The sequence below is a fragment of the Nocardioides marinquilinus genome (assembly GCF_039543705.1).
Lineage (GTDB): Bacteria > Actinomycetota > Actinomycetes > Propionibacteriales > Nocardioidaceae > Nocardioides > Nocardioides marinquilinus.
Map to the genome: position 1 here is coordinate 759,636 of NZ_BAABKG010000001.1, position 21,045 is coordinate 780,680.

Here is a 21,045-nt window from a genome sequence, read left to right on the forward strand (position 1 = left end):
GAGAGCGGCGGGTCGGTGTCGCTTTCGTCGCGGCGGTCTCGGGGCGTCATACGAGGTGGTGGTCGGGGCTGCCGGTGCGCATGACGTCCGGCGACGTTCGGGGCGTCTGGTTCAGTGGGGCGCATGACGCACGTCGAGCTGGTCCGGGTCGAGGCGCTGGCCGACACCGCCCCCTACGCCTACGCCGCGGTGGCGAACGGGGCGCCGCTGGTCTTCACGGCCGGGGCCTGCCCGCTCGACGAGGACGGCGCCATCGTCGCGATCGGCAACGTGACCGACCAGACGACGCAGGTCATGGCCAACCTGGCCGCCGCGCTCGAGGCGAGCGGCTGCGGCCTGACCGACGTCGTCAAGAGCACCGTCTACGTCGTCACCGACGACCGCGACGACCTGCTGGCCGCGTGGGCCGTCGTCCGCGAGGCGTTCGGGCAGCACGACGCGCCCAGCACGCTGCTCGGTGTCAGCGTGCTGGGCTACCCCGGCCAGCGGGTCGAGGTCGAGGCGGTCGCGGTCAGGCCCGACGGGCACTGACGCCCGTGTCGGCGCCGGCGGGCGTCAGCGCGGCGCGGTCACCGGCACCACGGCGCACCGCGTGCCGGCCCGGGTGCCCGGGTAGCTGACGCCGATCCGGGCGTCGCCCGCGGTGACGATCTCGATCGGCCGGTCGCGCAGCGGCGAGCCGGCCGGGATGCGCAGCCGCCAGACGCCGCCCTCGTGCGAGAGCCCGGCGGCAGCGTCCAGTCCGCAGCCGTAGGGGTCGAGCGGGCCGACGTCGCCCGCCACCGGGTCGCCGGGGCCGGGGGAGTAGACGTTGCCGGGCTCGTTGACGCCGAGCGAGCCGCCCGCCTCCGGGTCGGCGGGGTCGACCGGCACGTAGGGCAGCACCGGACCGGCGTCGGGGGCCGAGTCGGGCAGCGCCGGCTCACCGGCCGGGCGGTCGGCGTCGAAGGCGACCTCGGCGTCGATGCCGTGCTCGGCGAGCGCGGCCTCCAGCCCGGCGGCGTCCTCGAAGCGGCGGATGGCGACCACGACGTCGTCGTCCGCGTCGGTGCGCACGGTGAAGGCGGCCGGGCGCAGCCGCTCGGTCTGCGTGACGCCGGGCTGTGCGGCGACGCCGTCGGACGGCGCCCGGTCGGGCGTCGCCGCGAGCGCGGTCACCACGGCGAAGGCGGCGCCGACGGCGGCGACCGACGCCGCGCCGGCCCACCAGGGCGGGCGGCGGCGGGAGGGACGGGAGGTCGGGGTGGCCTGCGCGGCGCGGGTCGCGACCTCGCGCCGCAGCTCGGCCAGCAGGGCGGTCTCGAAGGGGTCGAGCCCGCGCGGGTGGTCGGAGCGGGCGGTGTCGGTCTGGGAGGTGCTCATGAGGTGATCTCCGGGGTGAGGGCGATGGCCGGGACCGACCGCCGCAGGTGGTGGGTGACCCGGGCCCGGCTGCGGTGCAGCCGGACCCGCGCGGTGGCCGGCTTCACCCCCAGGCTCCGGGCGGCGTCGGCGACCGAGAGGCCGTCGACGGCCACGAGCTCGAGCAGGCGACGGTCGTCGTCCCCGAGCTCGGCGATGGCCAGGTAGAGCCGGCGGGCGTCACGCTCGGCGTCGATGCGCTCCTCGATGCGGGCCAGCGACCCGGCGTCGAGCAGCCGCTGCCCGCCGAGGTCGCGGACGGCGCGCAGCTCGCGGCCGCGGCGCCGGGCGTCGGCGGCGATGGTGTTGCGGCCCACGCCGTACAGCCAGGCGATCACCGGCCCACGGTCCGACCGGTAGGTGTGGGCGCCGGCGATCGCGGCGAGGAAGACGTCGGCGACCAGGTCGGCGGCCCGGTGCGGGTCGTCGACCCGCCGCGCCACGAAGCGCTGCACCGCCTCGACGTGGTCGCGGTAGAACGCCTCGAGCGCGTCGGGGTCGCTGCCGATGCGGGTCAGCGGGTCGTAGGCGTCGTTCATGCCCCTGCTTGGCTCGGCGAGGGTCGGGCGTTACACCCCGGGACCCCCAGATCCTGCCGCCCGCCGCGGACCGTGCGGGGGAGGGGCCGGGGAGCGGCGGGGGTGTGACACGGTGGATCGGTGACCTCCGAGGCCCGGCGCACCCGGTTCGAGGACGTCGTGACGCCGGCCGTCGAGCCGCTGCGGCGCTTCCTCGCGCGACGCACCGACCCCGCCACCGCGGACGACGTCCTCGGCGACGTGCTGCTGGTCTGCTGGCGCCGCATCGACGAGGTGCCCGACGACGCGCTGCCCTGGGCCTACGGCGTCGCCCGCCTCTGCCTGGCCAACGCGGAGCGGTCGTCGCGCCGGCAGCGGCGGGTCGCCGGCCGCGTGGCCACCCTCGACCCGCCGGCGACCGTCGGGCCCGCGGCGCCCGGCAGCCCGGCCGACGACGCCGTCCGCGCGGCGCTGGCGGCGCTGCCCGAGCGCGACGCCGAGCTGCTGCGGCTGTGGGCGTGGGAGCAGCTGACGGCGTCCGAGATCGCGGTGGTGCTCGACGTGACGCCGAACGCCGCGAGCATCCGGCTGCACCGGGCGCGGGAGAAGCTGCGCGAGCGGCTGCGAAAGGACGGCGCCGCTGCCGGACATGAGGAGACGACGGAGGGGAGGAGACCGTGACCGACGAGCACGAGCACGAGCAGGCCCACGCGGGCGAGAGCCCGCGCGACGAGGCGCTGCGCGAGCGCCTGCGCGCCGCCGACCCGGCCGCCTCCCTGCCCGCGGCCGACCCCGACCGGGTGGCCCGACTCTTGGAGGACACCATGACCGACCAGCTCACCGACGAGTCCCGCACCGACGGCACCCGCAACCGCAGCCGGCTCACCTGGCTGGTGGCGGCGGCCGCCGTCGTCCTCATCGCCGGCGGCCTCGCCTTCGTCTTCCTCGGCGGTGGCGACGACGAGCCCGACGTGGCCGGCGGCGACCCGACGCCCTCGGCGACCACCGGGTCGTCGTCCGCCGCCTCCGCCGCGCCCACCTCGACCCTCACCCTCGGCTTCGACGAGTCGGCCGCCAGCGGCCGCTGCGTCGCCCCCGACTCCGCCGCCGCACTGCAGGTGCTCGAGGGCCAGCAGCTCGCCTTCGACGGCACGGTCGAGTCGGTCAGCGGCACCCGGGTCACCCTCGTGCCGCAGCGGTTCTACGCCGGCGACGAGGTCGACCGGGTCGTCGTCGAGGCCCCCGGCGCGCAGCTGCGCGCGCTGCTCGCCGCGGTGCGGTTCCAGGAGGACGGCCGCTACCTGGTCTCGGCCAGCGACGGCCGGGTCACGCTGTGCGGGCTGTCGGGCGCGTACGACGACGCGCTGGCCGCGCAGTACGAGAAGGCCTTCGGCGGATGAGGCCGTGAGTCCCGCCGGGCTGCTGCTCGCCGCCGGGGCCGGGTCGCGCATGGGCCGGCCGAAGGCGCTCGTGCACGACCCCGACGGGACGGCGTGGCTGCCGCGCTCGGTGGCCGCGCTGGCCGACGGCGGCTGCGACCCGGTGACGGTGGTGCTCGGCGCCGCGGCCGACCAGGCGCGCGTGCTGGTGCCCGGCGGTGTCACCGTCGTGGTGGCCGAGGACTGGGCCGAGGGCATGGCCGCCTCGCTGCGTGCCGGCCTGCGGGCGCTGGCCGACGGGCCCGCGACCCCGGACGCCGTGGTGGTCGGCCTGGTCGACCTGCCCGACGTCGGCGCGGAGGTGGTGCGCCGCCTGGTGGCCGCGCTGGACGCGGCGGCGTCCGGGCCCGGGGTGCTGGCGCGTGCCGCCTTCGACGGCCGGCCGGGCCATCCGGTCGTCCTCGGCCGCGACCACTGGGACGGCGTCCTCGCCACCGCCACCGGCGACCAGGGCGCCCGCGCGTACCTCGCCGCGCACGACGTCGCGCTCGTCGAGTGCGGCGACCTCGCCACCGGGCACGACGTCGACGCCCGCCCCTGACGCGGGCGTCCCACGTCCCACGTCCCGGCGGCTCCGGCGACCACCTCGTACGACGCCCCGCGCCACCGGAAGGCCCGCGCCAACCGGCGGCCAACGGCGGGGTCCGTAGCCTGGCGGGGTGACTTGTGCCTCCCCGGCCGAGGTGTCCGAACGGCTCGCCGCCACCGGCTACCTGTGCGACGACGACCTCGCGACCGTCGGCTTCCTCGCCCTGGCGATGCAGCGGCCTCTGCTGCTCGAGGGCGAGCCCGGCACCGGCAAGACCGCGTTGGCGGAGGCGCTGGCGCAGACGCTCGACGTCCCGCTGGTGCGGCTGCAGTGCTACGAGGGCATCGACGCCACGCAGGCGCTCTACGACTGGGACTTCCCGCGGCAGGTGCTGCACCTGCGGGCGCTGGAGGCCGCGGGTGGGGCGGCCGGCGTCGGGGCGGTCGAGGAGGCCGAGAAGTCGCTCTACGACGAGCGGTTCCTGCTGGCGCGGCCGGTGCTCACCGCGCTGCAGCGCAGCCCCGCCGTGCTGCTGGTCGACGAGGTCGACCGGGCCGACGACGAGTTCGAGGCGTTCCTTCTCGAGGTGCTCTCGACCTACCAGGTCTCCATCCCCGAGCTCGGCACAGTCGCGGCCGCGACGCCGCCGGTCGTCGTCCTCACCTCGAACCGCACCCGTGAGCTGCACGACGCGCTCAAGCGCCGCTGCCTCTACCACTGGATCGACCACCCCGGTCTCGACCGCGAGGTCGCCATCGTGCGCTCGCGGGCTCCGGAGGTCTCGGCGCGGCTGGCCGAGCAGGTGGTCGGCGTCGTGCAGCGGCTGCGCGACCGCGGCGACCTCGAGAAGCCGCCGGGCGTCGCCGAGACCCTCGACTGGGCGCGCGCCCTGCACCACCTCGGCACCACCGAGCTCGACCTCGACTCCGCGTCGCGCACGCTGGGCGCGCTCGTGAAGTACCGCGAGGACGCCGACCGCGTGCGTCACGCGCTCGACCAGGTGCTGCGCGCGTGACCCTCGCGACCGGTGGGGCCACCGTCCGTCACGAGCCCGACGAGGTGCTGCTCGCCTTCGCGCGGGCCGTGCGCGCCGCCGGCGTGCCGGTGACCCACGACCGCGCGGCCGGGTTCCTCGAGGCCGCGGCCACGGTGGGCGCCGACCGGCGCCGGGCCGTGCAGTTGGCCGGCCGCGCCACGCTGTGCGCCTCGCCCGACGACCTGCTGCGCCACGACCAGGTCTTCGAGGCCTTCTTCGACCCCGACACCGGGCTGCCGCGCGAGAAGCCCGCCGCGCCCGAGCGCGTCGTCCAGGTCGAGACGCTCGCCGAGGGCGACGACGCCGGCGAGGGCGGGGACGGCGACGACGACCCCACCGCCGCGATGGCCAGCGAGGTCGAGGTGCTGCGGCACCGCGACGTCGCCGCGATGACCGCCGCCGAGAAGGCCCGGCTGGCCGCGCTGTTCTCGACGCTCCGGCCGCGACCGCCCCTGCGCCGCACCGTGCGCCGCGAGTCCTGGCGGCGCGGCGACGTCGACGCCGCCCGCACGCTGCGGGCCAGCCTGCGCCGGCACGGCGAGCCGGCCCGCATCGAGTGGCGTCACCGGCGGCTGCGGCCGCGGCGGGTGGTGCTGCTGGTCGACGTGTCGGGGTCGATGAGCGGCTACGCCGACGCGCTGCTGCGGCTGGCCCACACGCTGACGCGCGGGCTCGCCGTCCGCGGCGGTCGGGTCGAGACGTTCACCGTCGGCACCCGCCTGACGCACCTGACCCGCGCGCTGAGCTCGCGTGACGCCGAGCGGGCGCTGGCCGCCGCCGGCGAGGCCGTGCCCGACTGGTCGGGCGGCACCCGGCTCGGCGAGACGCTGCGCGTCTTCGTCGACCGGTGGGGACGCCGCGGCCTGGCCCGCGGGGCGGTGGTGGTCGTCTTCAGCGACGGCTGGGAGCGCGGCGACGCGGCGCTGCTCGGCGAGCAGGTGCGGCGGCTCCAGGCCGTGGCGCACCGGGTCGTCTGGGTGAACCCGCACCGCGGCAAGACCGGCTACGAGCCGGTGCAGCAGGGCATCCTCGCCGTCCTGCCGCACCTCGACGACCTGGTCGCCGGGCACACGCTGGCGACCTACGCCGAGCTGGTGGAGGTGATCGCCCGTGCGTGACGTCATGGCCGAGCTGATGGCGTGGTGGGAGGCCGGCGAGACCGTCGGCGTCGGCACCGTGGTCGCCACCTTCCGCTCCGCGCCCCGCCCGCCCGGCGCCTCGATGCTGGTCGGACCCGACGAGACCGCCGTCGGCTCGGTCTCCGGCGGCTGCGTCGAGGGCGCCGTCTACGAGCTCGCGCAGGAGGTCGTCGCCGACGGCACGCCGGTGCTGCACCGCTACGGCGTCTCCGACGACGACGCGCTCGCCGTCGGCCTGGTCTGCGGCGGCATCCTCGACGTCTGGGTCGAGAAGGTCTCGCGCGAGACCTTCCCCGAGCTCGCTGAGATCGCCGCCGACGTCGCCGCCGGCCGTCCCGTCGCCGTCGCCACCGTCATCGAGCACCCCGACCCCGCCCGCCTCGGCGCCCGCCTCGTCGTCCGCCCCCCGGCGGTAGTCCCTGACGTTTCGGGGGTCGAAACAGCCTTGGAACCCCCCAAACGTCCGGGACTATCCACCGGCACCCTCTGGTCGCAACGGGCCACCGACGCCGTGACGGACGACGTGCTGGGGCTGCTGGCGCAGGGGACGAACGCGACGCTGGGCTACGGGCCCGACGGCGAGCGGCGCGGCGAGGGCATGCGGGTCTTCGTGTGGTCGTTCGCGCCCAAGCCGCGGCTGCTGGTCTTCGGGGCCATCGACTTCGCCGCCGCGGTGGCCAAGGTGGGCTCGTTCCTCGGCTACGACGTCACCGTCTGCGACGCCCGGCCGGTCTTCGCCACCGCCAGCCGCTTCCCGGACGCCGACCGCGTCGTCGTCGACTGGCCCCACCGCTACCTCGAGGCCGAGCGCGACGGCGGCCGCCTCGACCAGCGCACCGTCGTGACCGTGCTCACCCACGACCCCAAGTTCGACGTCCCGCTGCTCGAGGTCGCGCTGCGGCTGCCGGCGAGCAACCAGGTCGCCTACGTCGGCGCCATGGGATCGCGCCGCACCCACGACGACCGCATGCGGCGGCTGCGCGAGGCCGGCCTGACCGACGACGAGCTCGCCTACCTCTCCAGCCCCATCGGCCTCGACCTGGGCGGCCGCACGCCCGAGGAGACCGCCGTCAGCATCGCCGCCGAGATCATCGCCGGCCGCTGGGGCGGCTCGGGCGAGCCGCTGACGCAGCGCGACGGCCGCATCCACGGCTGAGCCGCGGACGGCTGCGAACGGCTGCGGCGCGGGGTCACCCCCGCCGCAGCACCACGCTGCTCCACCCGGCCAGCGAGCCGCGCAGCACCACGCGCGGGCCGACCGCGGACGTCGGCGGGCCGGCCTTGTCCTTCACGCTGCACCAGCCGCCGAGCGCGAGGCCCTCGACGTCGGCGGTGTGGTCGGCGCCGAGCCGCAGCTTGACCGTGCTGGCCGAGACCTGCAGGTCGATCTCGACCAGCGGCCGGGTCAGCGTCGCGAGCGTCAGGTCGAGGTCGGCGGTGCCCATCGACCCGGTGACCACCAGCCGGGGCGGCACCTCCCAGGCGCCGCCGCGGCGCACCGTCGTCCAGTGGATGCTCAGCTCGAGCGGCGGGACGCCGCCGGGGTGCGCCACCGGTGCGGCGTCGCGCGCGGCGGGCGCCGGCGGCAGCACCCGCTCGCTGCCCTCGAGGTCGGCGAGGACGGCGCGCAGGTCGCCGCGGGTGCGGGCCGCCAGCACCCGCTCGGTGCGCTCCTGGTGCTCGCCGAGCTCGAGGTAGCCCTCGCTCGCGGCGTCGGTGAGCAGGTCGAGCGCCCGCTCGCGCTCCGGCGTCCCCACCCGCATGGCGTCGTCCGAGCCCGTCACGCCCCCAACCCTAGGCAGCGCCGTTCCGGTGACCGCCCTCACACCCGCGGGGTAGGTTCGCGCCATGGGGGTCGGTGAGCTCGACCAGCGCAGGCGTGAGTGCGTGCGCGCCTGGACGACGTTCGTCGAGCAGGGCGACGAGGCGGCCCCGCTGGTGCGGCCCGAGATCCTGAGCAGCTGGGCCCGGTCCGGAGCCGCCGTCGACCCCGACGTGCAGGCCGCGCCGCTGGCCGACGAGAGCGAGACGACGTCCATCTGGCGCGACTCGCCGCTGCAGACCGCCGTCGAGCGGGTCGAGGCCGACCTGCGGCGCACCGCCGAGGACGGCGACCTCGTGCTCGCCGTCACCGACGCCGACACCCGCATCCTGTGGACCTACGGCGGGCGGGTCATGCGGCGCAAGGCCGAGTCGGTCAACTTCGTCGCCGGCGGGCGCTGGGACGACGAGTCGGTCGGCACCAACGCGCTCGACCTCGCCAACCGGCTGGCCGAGCCGTCGATGGTCTTCAGCGCCGAGCACTACGCCTCGATCGTGCACAACTGGGTGTGCTGGGCCGCGCCGGTGCACGACCCGGTGAGCGGCCGCCAGCTCGGCGTCCTCGACCTCTCCACCACCTGGGACCGCACCCACCCGATCGGCCTGGCGACCGCCCGCGTGATGGCGCGGCTGATCGAGGGGGCGCTGCCGCGCTCGAGCCACCACCCAAGCGCCGCGCCGCTCGACGAGACCGCCGACCCCGGCCTGGTGATGACGCTGCTCGGCACCGCCGAGGTGCGCCTCGACGGCCAGCGGCTGCTGCTCAACCGGCGCCAGACCGAGATCCTCGCGCTGCTCGCCCTGCACCCCGAGGGACTCAGCCTCGAGCAGCTGCACGCGCTCGTCTACGGCGACCAGGCCATCACGTTCTCCACGCTCAAGGCCGAGGTCTCGCACCTGCGCGCCGCCCTCGGCGGCCAGCTCGCCTCCCGCCCCTACCGGCTGCCGATGCCGGTGGCCACCGACGTCGAGCACGTGCTCTCGCTGCTGCGCCACGGCCGGGTCGTCGCCGCCGTCGAGGCCTACGGCGGCGACCTGCTGCCCGGCACCAACAGCCCCGCGCTCACCGAGCTGGGGGAGTACGTCGCCGTCGCCGTCCGCGAGGCGCTGCTCACCGACCCCGACCCCGACGCCGTCCTGCGCTACGCCGAGCTCGCCCCCTACGACACCGCCGTCCTCGAGCGCTGCCTGGCCGACCTCGGCAGCCGCCCCCACCCCGCGACCCCGCTGCTCAAGGGCCGCCTCGCTGCTGCCGGGGGCTGACGGCTGGGCCCGGGTGGGCGGTGGGTGAGTGACCGTTCGGGACGTCGGTTCGGTAAGTGGCTCACCGCCGCCGTGGCTGGGCCTGGGTGGGCGGTGGGTGAGTGACCGTTCGGGACGTCGGATCGGTAAGTGGCTCACCGCCGCCGTGGCTGGGCCTGGGTGGGCGGTGGGTGAGTGACCGTTCGGGACGTCGGATCGGTAACTGGCTCACCGCCGCCGTGGCTGGGCCCGGGTGGGCGGTGGGTGAGTGACCGTTCTCGACGTCGGTTCGGTAACTGGCTCACCGCTGCCCTGGCCCGACCCCTGAACCGCCCGCACCGACGTCACCCGCAGGCGCCGGCCTCGACGCCCGTCGGCTCGACGACGAAGGCGTTCGACCCGGGTGCGGTGTCGTAGGTCGTCTCGACGGTGGCGCACGCGCCGGCCGAGCCGTCGTCGCCGGCAGAGTCCGCGCCGATCCGGACGTCCCACCGGTCGGTCAGGGGGACGCCGGGCTCGATGGTGCGGCTGCCGCTCGACCCCTCCGGCAGGTAGCGGTCGACGGTGACGTCGTCGCGGTCGAGCACCTGGCGCAGCTGCGCCTCGAGCCGACTCTCGGTCAGGCCGTCGGGCGGGGCGAGCAGGAACGCCTCGTCGACCGCCGCGGCCAGCTCGTCGTCGCTCGGCGGCAGCCGGTCGAGCGTCACCGGGACGGCGACCGCGACCGCGGCCGCGACGAGCAGCCAGTCGCGCAGCACCAGCAGCCGGCGTCCGCGCGCGGCCGGCCTCGCCGCCCCGGGACGCACGTGGGCGGTCACCGCGTAGTACCAGCGGTCGGGTCCGTAGAGCGCGTGGACGAGGAGCAGGGCCGCCACGGCCCAGACGAGGACGACGATCAGCACGCCGCCACCCTGCCCGCGGAGCGCCCCGGGCAACCGCGCCCGCACACCGGGACCCGGAGAGGGGGTCGTGTGCCCGAGGAAGGCGCCACGACCGGCGTGGGGCACACGACCCGACCCCGACCCGACCCCGACCCGACCCGACGCCGACCGGGCCGGACCAGGCCGGCAACCCGACCGCCACCCGGACGCCGCGTGGGCCGCGACCTCGTTCGCCGCTCGCACCCGCCCCGACCCCAACCATCGGCCAACCGGACCCGCCTAGCGTGACGCACGTCACCGGTCCGCCCGTGACCGGCCGCCATCCCCAAGGGAGAGTCCATGACCCGGATCAGCCTCACCGTCGACGGCTCGAAGGTGGCCGACGACGTCGAACCCCGGATGCTGCTGGTGCAGTACCTGCGCGAGCGTCTCGGCAAGACCGGCACCGTCATCGGCTGCGACACCAGCAACTGCGGCGCGTGCACGGTGCACCTCGACGGCACCAGCGTGAAGTCGTGCAACGTGCTCGCGGTGCAGGCCGACGGGTCCGAGGTCACCACGATCGAGGGGCTCGCCGACACCCACGACGGCGACGGGCTGCACCCGGTGCAGGAGGCGTTCCGCGAGTGCCACGGCCTGCAGTGCGGCTTCTGCACGCCCGGCATGGTCATGCAGACCGCGGCACTGCTGCAGGAGAACCCGAAGCCCAGCGAGGACGAGATCCGCGAGGGCCTCGAGGGCAACCTGTGCCGCTGCACGGGCTACCACAACATCGTCAAGGCCGTGCAGCACGCCTCCGGCCAGGCCGCCGGGCAGACGGAAGGAGCCAGCGCGTGACCGCCACCCAGGACGCCCCCGCCTCCGAGATCGGCCGCGACCGCCGGCGCAAGGAGGACCAGCGCCTCATCACCGGCCGCACCCGCTGGACCGACAACCTCACCGTGCCCGGGCTGCTGCACCTCGCCATGGTGCGCAGCCCCTTCGCCCACGCCACGATCACCTCGATCGACGTCGAGGCGGCCAAGGAGTCGCCCAACGTCGTCGCGGTGCTCACCGGCACCGACCTCGCCGACCTGCAGGGCGTCTGCATCAACGCCTGGCCGATCACGCCCGACCAGGTCGCGCCCACCCACCTCCCGATGCCCACCGAGCGCGTCGCCTTCGCCGGCGAGATCGTCGCCTGCGTGGTGGCCCGCACCGCCGCCGAGGCACGCGACGCCGCCGAGCTGGTCGACGTCGAGTACGACGAGCTGCCCGCCGTCATCGGCATCAAGGACGCGCTCAAGGACGAGGTGCTCGCCCACCCCGACCTCGGCACCAACAAGTCGGCCCTGTGGGTCTTCGACTCCGCCGAGGCCGGCACCGGCGGCAGCGCCGACGAGGCCATCGAGAAGGCCCGCGCGGACGGCGTCGTCGTCGAGCGCGAGTTCCGCCAGCAGCGGCTGATCCCGGCGTTCATGGAGCCGCGCTCGGTCGTCGTCGACCCCACCGGCGAGCAGATCACCGTGTGGTCGGCCACCCAGATCCCGCACATCCTGCGGTTCGCGCTCGCCGCGACCACGGGCGTGCCGGAGTCGAAGATCCGCGTCATCGCCCCGGACGTCGGCGGCGGCTTCGGCGGCAAGCTGCAGCAGACGCCGGAGGAGATGATCGCCTTCGCGGTCGCCCGGCTGCTGAGCAAGCCGGTCAAGTACACCGAGACCCGCTCCGAGAGCCTGGTCAGCGCCCACCACGGCCGCGACCAGTGGCAGAAGCTGACCCTCGCGGCCGAGAAGGACGGCACGGTCACCGGGTTCAAGGTCGAGCTGTCGGCCGACCTCGGCGCCTACATCGCCATCGTCGGCGGCGGCGTCCCGGTGCTCGGTGCGTTCATGTTCAACGCGATCTACAAGTTCCCGGCCTACCACTTCGCCTGCCAGACGGTGCTCACCAACACCACCTGGACCGACGCCTACCGCGGCGCCGGCCGCCCGGAGGCGACGTTCGCCATCGAGCGGATGATGGACGAGCTGGCCGCCGAGGTCGGCGTCGACCCGATGGAGATCCGGCGCAAGAACTGGATCACCCACGAGGAGTTCCCCTTCACCACCGTCGCCGGGCTCGAGTACGACTCCGGCAACTACGAGGCCGCCACCGCCCGCGCCATGGAGATGTTCGGCTACGACGAGCTGCGCGCCGAGCAGCAGCGTCGCCGCGAGTCGAACGACCCGGTGCAGCTCGGCCTCGGCATCTCGACCTTCACCGAGATGTGCGGCCTCGCGCCCTCGCGCGTGCTGGGCCAGCTCGACTACGGCGCCGGCGGCTGGGAGCACGCCTCGGTGCGCATGCTGCCCACCGGCAAGGTCGAGGTCGTCACCGGCGCGAGCGCCCACGGCCAGGGCCACGAGACGGCCTTCAGCCAGATCGTGGCCGACCGGCTCGGCGTCCCGTTCGAGGACGTCGAGATCCTGCACGGCGACACCGCGATCGCGCCGAAGGGCCTCGACACCTACGGCTCGCGCTCGCTCGTGGTGGGCGGCGAGGCGCTGGTGCGGGCGGCCGACAAGGTCATCGAGAAGGCCAAGCCGATCGCGGCCCACCTGCTCGAGGCCTCCATGGACGACATCAAGTTCCACGAGGGCCGCTTCAGCGTCGTCGGCACCGACCAGGGCCTCGGCATCGGCGAGATCGCCACCGCCACGTTCGCCGCGCACAACCTGCCCGACGGCGTGGAGCCCTCGATCGACGCCGACGCCACCTTCGACCCGGTGAACTTCAACTACCCGCACGGCACCCACCTGTGCGCGATGGAGGTCGACACCGAGACCGGCGCGGTGAAGATGCGCAAGTACGCGTGCTGCGACGACATCGGCAACGTCATCAACCCGCTCATCGTAGCCGGCCAGGTGCACGGCGGCCTGGTGCAGGGCATCGCCCAGGCGCTGTGGGAGGAGGCGGTCTACGACGAGGCGGGCACGCTCGTCTCCGGCTCGTTCGTCGACTACCTGCTGCCCACCACGGCCGACACGATCAGCTTCGACGTCGACCACACCACCACCCCCGCGCTCACCAACACCCTCGGGGTCAAGGGCGTCGGCGAGGCGGGCACCATCGCCTCCACCCCGGCCGTGGTCAACGCGATCGTGGACGCCGTGCGCCACCTCGGCGTCACCGACGTCCAGATGCCGTGCACGCCCGAGCGCGTGTGGAAGGCGATCAACGGCGCCGGCGACGGCGGCCCGGCCACGCAGGGCGCGGCGATGCCGCACTTCGAGCCGGACGCCGAACCCGGCACCTCGAGCACGGAAGGAGCCGGCGCATGATCCCCGCCTCGTTCGACTACGTGGCCCCGACCTCGGTCGAGGAGGCGCTGGCCGCCCTCGCCGAGCACGGCGACGACGCCAAGATCCTCGCCGGCGGGCAGAGCCTGCTGCCGGTGCTGCGGATGCGGCTCAACGCGCCCGAGGTCGTCATCGACCTCAACCGCATCGACGCGCTGCGTGGCGTCCGCGACGACGGCGACGCCATCACCATCGGCGCCATGACCCAGCACTCGGTGGTCGGGTCCGACCCGCTGGTGGCCGAGCACGCGGCGCTGATCACCAAGGCGGTCGCGCACCTCGCCGACCACCAGATCCGCCACCGCGGCACCTTCGGCGGGGCGCTGGCCCACGCCGACCCCGCCGGCGACCTCGGCGCGCCGGTGCTCGCCCTGGGCGCCGAGTTCGTCATCGCCGGGTCGGGCGGCACCCGCACGGTCTCGGCCGACGACTTCTTCGTCGACCTCTTCGAGACCGCCATCGGCGAGGACGAGATCCTCACCGAGGTGCGCGTGCCCAAGCACACCGGCTGGGGCGCCCACTACGAGAAGTTCGTGCGGGTGGCCCACCAGTGGCCGATCGTGGCCGTCGCGGCCACGGTGAAGGCCGACGGCGGCACCATCTCCGAGGCGCGGGTCGGCCTGACCAACATGGGCTCCACCCCGCTGCGGGCGCGCGCGGTCGAGGCCGCGCTCGCCGGCCAGCCGGCCTCCGACGAGGCGGTGCGCGCCGCCGCGGCGCAGGCGGCCGAGGGCGCCAACCCGCCGTCCGACCTCAACGGCGACTCCGACTACCGGCGCCACCTGGCCACCGTGCTCACGCGGCGCGCGGTGCTCGCGGCGGCGGGGGCGTAGGGGCGCCGTGGACCTCACCCACCGGTTCACCGTCCCCACGCCGGTCGAGCAGACGTGGGAGGCCTTCGGTGACATCGCGGCGCTCGCGGAGTGCTTCCCGGGCGCGACGGTCACCGAGGCCGACGGCGAGAGCTTCGCCGGGTCGGTGAAGGTCAAGCTCGGGCCGATCGCGCTGGTCTACAACGGGTCGGGCACCTTCGTCGACAAGGACGACGCCTCCCACTCCTTCAAGGTCGACGCGAAGGGCAAGGACAAGCGTGGCAACGGCACCGCCGGGGCCAAGGTGTCGCTGGCCATGAGCGAGGCCGAGGGCGGGGGCACCGACGTCGAGGTGCTCACCGACCTCGCCATCACCGGCAAGCCGGCCCAGTTCGGCCGCGGTGTGATGCAGGACGTCTCCGACAAGCTGCTCGGGCAGTTCGTCGCTTGCCTCGAGCAGCGGCTGACGGCCGACTCGGAGTCCGAGTCGGCCCCGGCAGTGGAGGAGGCGCCAGAGGCGACGCCGATCGCGGACGCCGCGGCGGCGTCGTCCTCGGCGTCCTCGCCGTCTGCGCCGTCCTCGTCGTCCTCGACGACGCCGGCCGCCGCCGAGGCGGCCGACCCCGCGCCGGCCGCCGCCGCGAAGCCGGCCGCCGCGCCCCGGCCGGCGCCGCGCCCCGCGGCGTCCGAGGACGTCGCCGTCGACCTCGGTGCGGCCGTCGTCCCGGTGCTGGCCAAGGCCTACTGGAAGCAGGGGCTGGGAGCGCTCGCCGTGCTGGCCGTGCTCTGGCGGCTGCTGCGTCGCTAGACCCGGTCAGACCAGAACGCCGTCAGGGCGCGGTCCGCCGGATGCGGATCGCGCCCTTGGCGGTCGAGGGGTCGACGACCCGGCCGCCCTGGGTGATCTCGACCTCGCCGGCCGCGACGAGCCGGCGCGCGGCCCGGCGGGCCGGCTCCATCAGCTCGCGCCAGCCCTCGTCGTCCAGGCCCTGGTCGGTGCCGACCCGGCGCGCGGCCTCCGACGGACAGATCGTCGCGCCGCCCTTGCGCTGGTCGAGCAGGTCGCCGATGGCGGCCTCCAGCGCGCGGTCGGTGTCGGTCACCTTGTGGCGTCGGCAGGCGTCGGAGCAGTAGCGCACCTCGTCCCAGCTGCGCTCCCACTTCTTGCGCCACTCGATGCGGCGTCCGCAAGAGGCGCACGTCTTCTCGGGCGGGGTGGGGTCGCTGCTGCGCTCGCGTCGGGCCACGTCTCCCATGGTGCCCGTAGGTTCATGACATGCGCCGGGCCCTGGCCGCCATCCTCACCGTCCCGCTCCTCGCCGCGTGCTCCGAGGGGGACGACGACCCCGCGCCCGACAGCGCGCCGCCGCCGTCGAGCACGCAGGTCACGACGGCCCCGCCCGAGCCGAGCGAGTCGGCCGAGCCGACCGACGAGCCGTCCGAGGAGCCCACCGACGAGCCGTCGCAGGAGCCCACCGACGACCCGGCCGACGACCTGCCGCCGGTCACGAACCGGCTCTCGCTGCCCGCGATCATGCGCGAGGACCTCAACGGCCACCGGCTGCGCGTCATCCGGCAGGTGCCGGCCGACACCGGCGGCCACACCAAGTACGAGGTCAGCTACCGCAGCGACGGCCTCACCATCACCGGCGAGCTGTTCCGCCCCAACGGCCCCGGCCCGTTCCCCGCGCTGGTGCTCAACCACGGCTACATCGACCCCGCCATCTACGAGACCGGCCAGGGACTGGCCCGCGAGCAGACCTGGCTCGCCGACGCCGGCTTCGTCGTCCTGCACACCGACTACCGCGGCCACGCCGGGTCGGACGACGTCCCGCCGGTCGACCTGGAGTCGCGCCTCGGCTACGCCCGCGACGCCGCCAACGCCGTGCGCGCCCTGAAGCAGCTCGACTACGTCGACGCCGACAAGCTCGGCATGCTCGGCCGCTCGATGGGCGGCGGCGTCACCCAGAACGTGCTCGTCGCCTACCCCGGCCTCGTCGACGCCGCGGTGGTCTACGCCAGCGTCAGCAGCGACTTCGTCGACAACCTCGAGCAGTTCACCGAGCCCAACCGCCCCGACGAGCTGCAGGCCTACTACGAGCGCTTCGGGACGCCGCGCGAGAACCCCGACTTCTACGCCGGCCTCTCCTCGCGCACCTACTACGACCGCATCACCGAGCCGGTGCTCTCGCTGCACGGCGAGGTCGACGACACCTGCCCACCCCGCTGGGCCCGCGCCAGCGACCGCCTCATGCAGCGCGCCGGCGTCGACTCGAAGCTGGTCTTCTACGAGGGCGAGGGCCACACCTTCTACGGCGCCTGGGAGCGCTCCATCCGCCGGTCAGTCCGCTTCTTCAAGCGGCAGCTGGACGTCGCTGCCTGATCCGGCCCTCCGCACGGACCCTGAGCTTGTCGAAGGGCATCGGACGCAACCACCGACCCGGCGCTACGCGGGATCCGGACCGAGCGCCAGCGAGACCGACCGGAGCGAAGCAGGGCCAGCCCTGACAACGGCTCGGTCTCCCGGACGTCGGAGATCGCGGTGCTCGGCACAAAGGGCCGGTCATGCCCGTTCGCATCGCATCAGGCGCCGCGAACACGCGCCGAAGCGACGAAGGAGCGGAGGCGCAATCCAACACAGGCGGTCGGTATGTCCATCACGCCGCGCCCGTTGACCTGTCAGGGCCCTTCGACAAGCTCAGGGTCCGTGCGGTCCTGACCCCGTGGACGCTGCGTGACCAGGCCCTCCGTGTGGTCCTGACCCCGTGGGTGCTCCGTGGTCTCGAGGCTCGTCGCCAGGGCTCCTCGCACCTCGACCACCGTCAGACGGTCAGGTCGGCGTTCGCCAGCCGGCTCGTCGCCTCGGTGAGCACCTCGCGCCGCTTGCAGAACGCCCAGCGCACGAGGTGGCGGCCGGGGCCGCGGGGGTCGTCGTAGAAGACCTGCTCCGGGATGGCGACGACCCCGGCCCGCTCGGGCAGGGCGAGGCAGAACGCGAGGCCGTCGTCCCAGCCGAGCCCGGCGACGTCCGAGGTGGCGAAGTAGGTGCCCTGCGGCACCGAGGTCGGCAGTCCGGCGGCGCGGAGACCGGCGACGAGCAGGTCGCGGCGCTCCTGCAGGTCGCGGGCCAGCTCGGCGGGGAAGCCGGCGTGCTCGGTGAGCGCGTGGGCCACCGCGGGCTGCAGCGGCGCGCCCGAGGTGAAGGTGAGCCACTGCTTGGCCGCGACCACCGCCACCACCAGGTGCGCCGGACCGGTGGCCCAGCCGACCTTCCAGCCGGTGAACGAGTAGGACTTGCCGGCGCTCGAGAGCGTCAGGGTGCGCTCGAACATGCCGGGCAGCGTGGCGATCGGGGTGTGCGCCCGCCCGTCGAAGACCAGGTGCTCGTAGACCTCGTCGGTGATCACGGTCAGGTCGTGCTCGATCGCGAGCGCGGCGACGGCCGCGAGCTCGTCGTCGGTCAGCACCGTGCCGGTCGGGTTGTGCGGGCTGTTGAGCAGCACGAACCGGGTGCGCGGCGTCACCGCCGCCCGCAGCTCGTCGAGGTCGACGCGGAAGTCGGGAGAGCGCAGCGTGACCGGACGCCGGACGCCGCCGGCCACCTGCAGCATCGCCCGATAGGAGTCGTAGTAGGGCTCGAGGACGACGACCTCGTCGCCCGGCTCGACCAGCCCGAGCAGCGCCGCCGCGACCGCCTCGGTGGCCCCGGTGGTGATGGCGACCTGCGTGTCGGGGTCGAGGTCGAGGCTGTAGTGGCGCCGCTGGTGCGCGGCCACCGCCTGCCGCAGCGCGGGGACGCCGACGCCGGGCGCGTACTGGTTGCCGCCGCCCTCGAGCGCGGCGACGGCCGCCGCGGCGACCTCGGGCGGGCCGTCCTCGTCGGGGAAGCCCTGGCCGAGGTTGACCGAGCCGGTGCGCACGGCCAGCGCCGACATCTCGGCGAAGATCGTGGGTGGGATGTCGTGCAGACGGGTCGCGACCACGACCCCAGCCTGCCGCACTAGGTTGAGCGGGTGACCACGACCGACGAGTCCCTGGCCGCCGACGTCGACGCCTGCTGCCGCCTGACCGGCGAGTTCACGCTCCGCTCGGGACAGGTCAGCCACGAGTACTTCGACAAGTACCTCTTCGAGGCCGACCCGCTCCTGCTGGCCCGCGTCGCGCGGGAGATGATCCAGCTCGTCCCGCAGGACACCGAGCTGCTGGCCGGCCTCGAGCTCGGCGGCATCCCGATCGCGACGGCGGTGAGCGGCATCCTCGGCACCCCGGCGCTGTTCGTGCGCAAGCAGGCCAAGACCTACGGCACCTGCAAGCTTGCCGAGGGCCCGCCGTTCGAGGGCAAGCGGGTGACGATCATCGAGGACGTCATCACCACCGGCGGCGCCGTGCGCGACGCCGTCACCGCCCTGCGCGAGGGCGGCGCGGTCGTCGACGTCGTCTGCTGCGCGATCGACCGCAGTCCCGCCGGCGAGAACCCGCTGGCCGACGTCGGCCTCGAGGTGCGCGCCGTCCTCACCAAGGCCGACCTCGACGCCGCCCGCGCCGGGTAGCGACTCAGCGGCGGCAGCGCCCGCTGGCGTCGGACGCCGGCTCGGTCGGCTCGGCGGACGTCGCCGGCTCGGTCTCGACGGTCTCGACGGTCTCGACGGTTTCGACGGTCTCGGACGTCGTCCCGGCGCCGGCCGTGGCGGCGGCGGCCTCGTCGTCCCCGTGCCCACCCAGCTCGCGCCGGTGCTTGATGCCCTCGTAGGCGAGCGGGGCGATGGTGAAGACCGCGATGGCGATGGCGGCGTAGTCGATGTTCTCGCCGATCACCGGGAAGGCCGCGCCGAGGAAGTAGCCGATCAGCGTGATGCTGAGGACCCAGAGCAGCGCGCCGACCAGGCTCCACCGGAAGAAGCGGCGGCGGTCCATCTGCGTCACGCCGGCCACCACGGTGATGTAGGTGCGCACGAACGGCACGAACCGCCCGATGACCAGCGCCCGGTTGCCGTGCTTGTCGAAGAACTTGCCGGTGTTGTCGAAGTACTTGCGCTTGAGGATGCGCCCGTCGCGCTCGTAGAGCGGTGGCCCGAGCTTGCGGCCGATCTCGTAGCCGACCACGTTGCCCAGGAACGCGGCCGTGGTCAGCATGAACAGCGTGAGCACCAGCTCGACCGGCTCGTTGTGGATGCCGACCACGTAGATCTGGCCGCCGGCGATGAACAGCCCGAGCGCGAACAGCAGGGTGTCGCCGGGCAGGAACGGGAAGAACAGGCCGCACTCGATGAACACGATGGCCAGGCTCAGCCAGATGAAGGAGGCGCCGTACTGGTCGAGCAGGTACTCGGGCTCCAGCCACTTGATGCCGAGCAGCAGGGGGGCCAGGACAGGCTCGATGGCCGCGATCACCCCTGAACGGTACCTGTCGTAGGGTCGCCGGCGTGTCGGCGCCCGACCCCGAGATCCCCCCGGTCTCCGACCCCGAGGCGCCTGACGACGGCCCGCGGCGGGCTCCCTACGACCCGATGCCGCACGGCCGGCCCGAGGTCGGGGTGGGTCCCTGGCCTGGCGGACGCGACGCCTGGCCGGACGACGACCGCCTCGATCCCGACCTGCTCGAGCACGGCGACCGGCGCAACGTGGTCGACCGCTACCGCTACTGGAGCCTCGAGGCGATCCGCGCCGACCTCGACACCCGCCGCCACGACTTCCACGTCGCGATCGAGAACTGGCAGCACGACTTCAACATCGGCACGATCGTGCGCACCGCCAACGCCTTCCTCGCCGCCGAGGTGCACATCGTCGGCCAGCGCCGCTGGAACCGGCGCGGCGCCATGGTCACCGACCGCTACCAGCACGTGCGTCACCACGCGACGCCCGCCGACCTCGTGGCCGCGCTGGACGGCGTCCCGGTGTGGGGCATCGACAACCTGCCCGGCGCGACGCCGCTCGAGACGGCGGTGCTGCCGCGCCGGGTGTGCCTGCTGTTCGGGCAGGAGGGTCCGGGACTCTCGGACGACGCCCGCGCGGCCTGCGCGGGCACGTTCTCGATCGCGCAGTTCGGCTCGACCCGCTCGATCAACGCCGCGGCGGCCGCGGCGATCGCCATGCACGCCTGGGTGCGGGCGCACGCCGACCTCGGCGGGTTCAGCTCTTCGTGATCGCCGTGCAGACGAAGTACTTGAAGCCGTCGCGCCAGTCGTCGGGCGAGGGGTTGAAGACGGTCCACTGCTGCGTGCCGGCGATGCGCGGGCAGCGCCTCGCCGCGACCCGCTGCAGACGGGCCGCGTCGGGGTAGGCGCGACCGCTCATCGTGTAGACGCCCTTGGCGCGGTAGGCGTGACGCCGCGAGCAGACCGTGACCTCGTAGTCCCAGCGCTTCGACTCGTAGCACCGCGCCTCGGCGTCCGCGTGCGGCGCGGCGCCTAGCTGGGGCGTGCGAGCCGGCGGCAGCGGGGCGAGGCTGCCGCCGCCGTAGAGCACCAGGTCGCACCGCAGCCACCGGGCGCCGCGCCGGATCTCGCCGCGCGTCGGCACGAACCACACCAGCGAGTACGTCGACATCAGTCGCCGCTTGATCGAGGGGCTGACGACCTCGCGCCAGACCGGGATGCAGCGGTCGCCCACCTCACGACGGACGGCGTCGAGGTCGGAGAGGTCGACCCGCGCGGGCACGGTCGCCACGAGGAACGTCCGTGAGGTGTGGGGGCCCGTGCACGGCACCGGCCGGTCGGTGTCGGTGGGCTTCAGCGACTCGAAGTAGGACAGCCGGTGGCAGTCGCCGACCTCGGGCACGTCGTCCACCCGCGCGGCGGACGAGGGTGCGGCCGCCTGGGTCGACGCGGCCGGGAGCCCGGCGAGCAGCGTCCCCGTCACGACGGCGGCGGCGAGCAGGGCGAGCCGGTGCAGCAGTGGTCGGGTCACG

Annotated in this window: 23 protein-coding genes; 15 read left to right on the forward strand and 8 right to left on the reverse strand. The window is 74.6% G+C overall.

The window, feature by feature from the left end:
- The first annotated feature begins 123 nt into the window (after positions 1-123).
- Positions 124-531 carry a RidA family protein gene (locus ABEA04_RS03635; RefSeq protein WP_345454609.1) on the forward strand — a complete coding sequence of 136 codons (408 nt, stop codon included), beginning with the start codon at positions 124-126 and terminating at the stop codon, positions 529-531.
- A gap of 24 nt (positions 532-555) precedes the next feature.
- Here the strand turns inward: ABEA04_RS03635 and ABEA04_RS03640 are convergent, their stop codons facing one another.
- Together ABEA04_RS03640 and ABEA04_RS03645 are read right to left on the reverse strand one after the other, a co-directional pair.
- Complete coding sequence (locus ABEA04_RS03640) at positions 556-1,362, reverse strand: hypothetical protein (protein ID WP_345454611.1); 807 nt, start codon at positions 1,360-1,362, stop codon at positions 556-558.
- Positions 1,359-1,940 carry an RNA polymerase sigma factor gene (locus ABEA04_RS03645; protein WP_345454613.1) on the reverse strand — a complete coding sequence of 194 codons (582 nt, stop codon included), beginning with the start codon at positions 1,938-1,940 and terminating at the stop codon, positions 1,359-1,361. Before ABEA04_RS03645 ends, ABEA04_RS03640 begins: the two co-directional genes overlap by 4 nt.
- Positions 1,941-2,060: 120 nt before the next feature.
- On the opposite strand from ABEA04_RS03645, the gene ABEA04_RS03650 reads away from it, so the two are divergent.
- The 6 genes from ABEA04_RS03650 (at position 2,061) to ABEA04_RS03675 (ending at position 7,218) form a co-directional block, all read left to right on the forward strand.
- Positions 2,061-2,600 (forward strand): RNA polymerase sigma factor, encoded by a 540-nt coding sequence (locus ABEA04_RS03650; protein ID WP_345454615.1) that lies wholly within the window; start codon positions 2,061-2,063, stop codon positions 2,598-2,600.
- Positions 2,597-3,319, forward strand: a complete 723-nt coding sequence (locus tag ABEA04_RS03655; RefSeq protein WP_345454617.1) for a KOW domain-containing RNA-binding protein — start codon at positions 2,597-2,599, stop codon at positions 3,317-3,319. The genes ABEA04_RS03650 and ABEA04_RS03655 overlap by 4 nt, the downstream gene beginning before the upstream one ends.
- Positions 3,320-3,323: 4 nt before the next feature.
- Positions 3,324-3,899, forward strand: coding sequence for a nucleotidyltransferase family protein (locus ABEA04_RS03660; protein ID WP_345454619.1), 576 nt, complete (start codon positions 3,324-3,326; stop codon positions 3,897-3,899).
- Between the two features lie 118 nt (positions 3,900-4,017).
- A complete protein-coding gene (locus ABEA04_RS03665) occupies positions 4,018-4,902 on the forward strand; it encodes an AAA family ATPase (RefSeq protein WP_345454621.1) in 885 nt (294 codons plus the stop codon).
- Entirely contained in the window at positions 4,899-6,041 is a 1,143-nt protein-coding gene (locus ABEA04_RS03670; protein ID WP_345454623.1) for a vWA domain-containing protein, read from the forward strand. The genes ABEA04_RS03665 and ABEA04_RS03670 overlap by 4 nt, the downstream gene beginning before the upstream one ends.
- Positions 6,034-7,218 (forward strand): XdhC family protein, encoded by a 1,185-nt coding sequence (locus tag ABEA04_RS03675; RefSeq protein ID WP_345454625.1) that lies wholly within the window; start codon positions 6,034-6,036, stop codon positions 7,216-7,218. Before ABEA04_RS03670 ends, ABEA04_RS03675 begins: the two co-directional genes overlap by 8 nt.
- A gap of 34 nt (positions 7,219-7,252) precedes the next feature.
- On the opposite strand, the gene ABEA04_RS03680 is transcribed toward ABEA04_RS03675, so the two are convergent.
- Positions 7,253-7,846 (reverse strand): DUF1707 SHOCT-like domain-containing protein, encoded by a 594-nt coding sequence (locus ABEA04_RS03680; RefSeq protein WP_345454627.1) that lies wholly within the window; start codon positions 7,844-7,846, stop codon positions 7,253-7,255.
- Between the two features lie 64 nt (positions 7,847-7,910).
- Between ABEA04_RS03680 and ABEA04_RS03685 the strand changes: the two genes are divergently transcribed.
- A complete protein-coding gene (locus tag ABEA04_RS03685; RefSeq protein WP_345454629.1) occupies positions 7,911-9,146 on the forward strand; it encodes a sigma-54-dependent transcriptional regulator family protein in 1,236 nt (411 codons plus the stop codon).
- A 323-nt stretch (positions 9,147-9,469) separates the two neighbouring features.
- Here ABEA04_RS03685 and ABEA04_RS03690 read toward each other — a convergent pair whose 3' ends face one another.
- Positions 9,470-10,027 carry a hypothetical protein gene (locus ABEA04_RS03690; protein WP_345454631.1) on the reverse strand — a complete coding sequence of 186 codons (558 nt, stop codon included), beginning with the start codon at positions 10,025-10,027 and terminating at the stop codon, positions 9,470-9,472.
- A gap of 318 nt (positions 10,028-10,345) precedes the next feature.
- Here ABEA04_RS03690 and ABEA04_RS03695 point away from each other — a divergent pair, with 318 nt between their 5' ends.
- From ABEA04_RS03695 to ABEA04_RS03710, 4 genes are read left to right on the forward strand one after another with little or no spacing between them, the layout of a single operon-like run.
- Positions 10,346-10,843 (forward strand): (2Fe-2S)-binding protein, encoded by a 498-nt coding sequence (locus ABEA04_RS03695; protein ID WP_345454633.1) that lies wholly within the window; start codon positions 10,346-10,348, stop codon positions 10,841-10,843.
- Positions 10,840-13,308, forward strand: coding sequence for a xanthine dehydrogenase family protein molybdopterin-binding subunit (locus ABEA04_RS03700; protein ID WP_345454635.1), 2,469 nt, complete (start codon positions 10,840-10,842; stop codon positions 13,306-13,308). Before ABEA04_RS03695 ends, ABEA04_RS03700 begins: the two co-directional genes overlap by 4 nt.
- Positions 13,305-14,159: an FAD binding domain-containing protein gene (locus ABEA04_RS03705; RefSeq protein WP_345454637.1), complete on the forward strand. Its 855-nt coding sequence runs from the start codon at positions 13,305-13,307 to the stop codon at positions 14,157-14,159. The genes ABEA04_RS03700 and ABEA04_RS03705 overlap by 4 nt, the downstream gene beginning before the upstream one ends.
- Before the next feature lie 7 nt (positions 14,160-14,166).
- Complete coding sequence (locus tag ABEA04_RS03710; RefSeq protein WP_345454639.1) at positions 14,167-14,946, forward strand: SRPBCC family protein; 780 nt, start codon at positions 14,167-14,169, stop codon at positions 14,944-14,946.
- Between the two features lie 22 nt (positions 14,947-14,968).
- Here the strand turns inward: ABEA04_RS03710 and ABEA04_RS03715 are convergent, their stop codons facing one another.
- A complete protein-coding gene (locus ABEA04_RS03715) occupies positions 14,969-15,385 on the reverse strand; it encodes a DUF3253 domain-containing protein (protein WP_345454641.1) in 417 nt (138 codons plus the stop codon).
- 29 nt (positions 15,386-15,414) lie between these two features.
- On the opposite strand from ABEA04_RS03715, the gene ABEA04_RS03720 reads away from it, so the two are divergent.
- A complete protein-coding gene (locus ABEA04_RS03720) occupies positions 15,415-16,521 on the forward strand; it encodes an alpha/beta fold hydrolase (RefSeq protein ID WP_345454643.1) in 1,107 nt (368 codons plus the stop codon).
- A gap of 439 nt (positions 16,522-16,960) precedes the next feature.
- Here ABEA04_RS03720 and ABEA04_RS03725 read toward each other — a convergent pair whose 3' ends face one another.
- Positions 16,961-18,121, reverse strand: coding sequence for a pyridoxal phosphate-dependent aminotransferase (locus tag ABEA04_RS03725; RefSeq protein WP_345454645.1), 1,161 nt, complete (start codon positions 18,119-18,121; stop codon positions 16,961-16,963).
- A 30-nt stretch (positions 18,122-18,151) separates the two neighbouring features.
- On the opposite strand from ABEA04_RS03725, the gene pyrE reads away from it, so the two are divergent.
- Positions 18,152-18,688 (forward strand): orotate phosphoribosyltransferase, encoded by a 537-nt coding sequence (gene pyrE / locus ABEA04_RS03730; protein ID WP_345454647.1) that lies wholly within the window; start codon positions 18,152-18,154, stop codon positions 18,686-18,688.
- 4 nt (positions 18,689-18,692) lie between these two features.
- Here the strand turns inward: pyrE and ABEA04_RS03735 are convergent, their stop codons facing one another.
- Positions 18,693-19,529, reverse strand: coding sequence for a DedA family protein (locus ABEA04_RS03735; protein WP_345454649.1), 837 nt, complete (start codon positions 19,527-19,529; stop codon positions 18,693-18,695).
- Between the two features lie 116 nt (positions 19,530-19,645).
- Here ABEA04_RS03735 and ABEA04_RS03740 point away from each other — a divergent pair, with 116 nt between their 5' ends.
- Positions 19,646-20,281 (forward strand): TrmH family RNA methyltransferase, encoded by a 636-nt coding sequence (locus ABEA04_RS03740; protein WP_345455626.1) that lies wholly within the window; start codon positions 19,646-19,648, stop codon positions 20,279-20,281.
- Here the strand turns inward: ABEA04_RS03740 and ABEA04_RS03745 are convergent.
- A complete protein-coding gene (locus tag ABEA04_RS03745) occupies positions 20,268-21,044 on the reverse strand; it encodes a septum formation family protein (RefSeq protein ID WP_345454651.1) in 777 nt (258 codons plus the stop codon). The two genes, ABEA04_RS03740 and ABEA04_RS03745, sit on opposite strands and share 14 nt — an antisense overlap.
- Between the last annotated feature and the right edge of the window lies 1 nt (position 21,045).